This is a genomic window from Buttiauxella gaviniae ATCC 51604, from assembly GCF_001654835.1.
In the GTDB taxonomy this organism is placed as follows: Bacteria; Pseudomonadota; Gammaproteobacteria; order Enterobacterales; family Enterobacteriaceae; genus Buttiauxella; species Buttiauxella gaviniae.
In genome coordinates, this window is sequence record NZ_LXEP01000002.1 from 1 (window position 1) to 1,257 (window position 1,257).

A 1,257-nucleotide genomic window follows, 5' to 3' on the forward strand; every position below is an offset into this window, starting at 1 on the left:
TTGTAGTGGCACACTGAATTTGGCCACCTGAATAGAGGTGATATCATCACCTCATAGTCAAAACAGGTGACATTATGACCGGACGTAACAGACGCAATTTTAGCCCTGAGTTTCGCCTCGAGGCTGCCCAGCTTGTACTCGATCAGCATTACACCGTTGCCGCCGCTGCCACTGCGATGAATGTCGGCAAATCCACGATGGATAAATGGGTTCGACAATTGAAAGAAGAGCGAGCGGGAAAATCACCCATAGCTTCACCCATGACACCTGAGCAGATTGAGATACGTGAGTTGAAGAAAAAACTTCAACGCGTTGAAATGGAAAGGGATATATTAAAAAAGGCTACCGCGCTCTTGATGTCAGACTCCCTGAACAATTCTCATTAGTTGAGAAACTCAGGGCGCGGTTTCCTGTTGCCGTTGTGTGCAACGTGTTTGGGGTTCATCGCAGCAGTTATAAATACTGGCGGCAGCCCAGGAAGCCTGACGCCACGAGAGTGGCATTACTGAGCCTTGTGCGTGAAGTTTATCGCGAAAGTAACGGTTCAGCAGGAGCGCGAAGCATTGCCGCAATGGCCACCACCAAAGGTATAAAACTGAGCCGCTGGCGGGCAACAAAGCTGATGAAAGCGCTCAATATTATCAGCTGTCAGCAACCTGGTCATCGTTATAAGAAGGCGTCTAAGGAACACATTGAGATCCCTAATTATCTGGATCGCCAGTTTGCTGTTACCGAGCCTAATCAGGCCTGGTGCGGTGATGTGACTTATATCTGGACGGGAAAACGCTGGGCTTATCTGGCTGTTGTACTCGATTTGTTTTCCCGTAAACCGGTTGGCTGGGCGATGTCATTTTTCCCTGATTCTGCACTGACAGGTAAAGCCCTGTCGATGGCCTGGGAAGCACGGGGAAAACCGGCTAATTTACTGTATCACTCGGATCAAGGCAGTCACTATACCAGCAGGAATTTCAGACAGTTACTGTGGAGATATCAGATAAAGCAAAGCCTGAGTCGCCGGGGAAATTGCTGGGATAACAGCCCAATGGAACGGTTCTTCAGAAGCCTGAAAACAGAGTGGGTACCGGATAATGGCTACGCGAATTTTAGCGAAGCCAGCACGGCAATAACGAATTACATCACAGGATATTACAGCCAGCTCAGACCTCATCAATATAATGGTGGTTTGACGCCGAATGAATCAGAACGATTGTTCTGGAAAAACTCTAAAGCTGTGGCCAGTTTTTGTTGACCACTACA

The 1,257-nt window shown here is 48.3% G+C and carries 1 protein-coding gene; it reads left to right on the forward strand.

Features of this window, described 5'->3' with window-relative positions:
• Nucleotides 1-74: 74 nt before the first annotated feature.
• Nucleotides 75-1,249 (forward strand): IS3 family transposase gene (locus M977_RS00400; protein WP_157092014.1). Its coding sequence is split into 2 segments (ribosomal slippage): nucleotides 75-333 and nucleotides 333-1,249, totalling 1,176 coding nucleotides; the frame shifts between segments, so codons are not numbered across the junction.
• The last annotated feature ends 8 nt before the right edge of the window (nucleotides 1,250-1,257 follow it).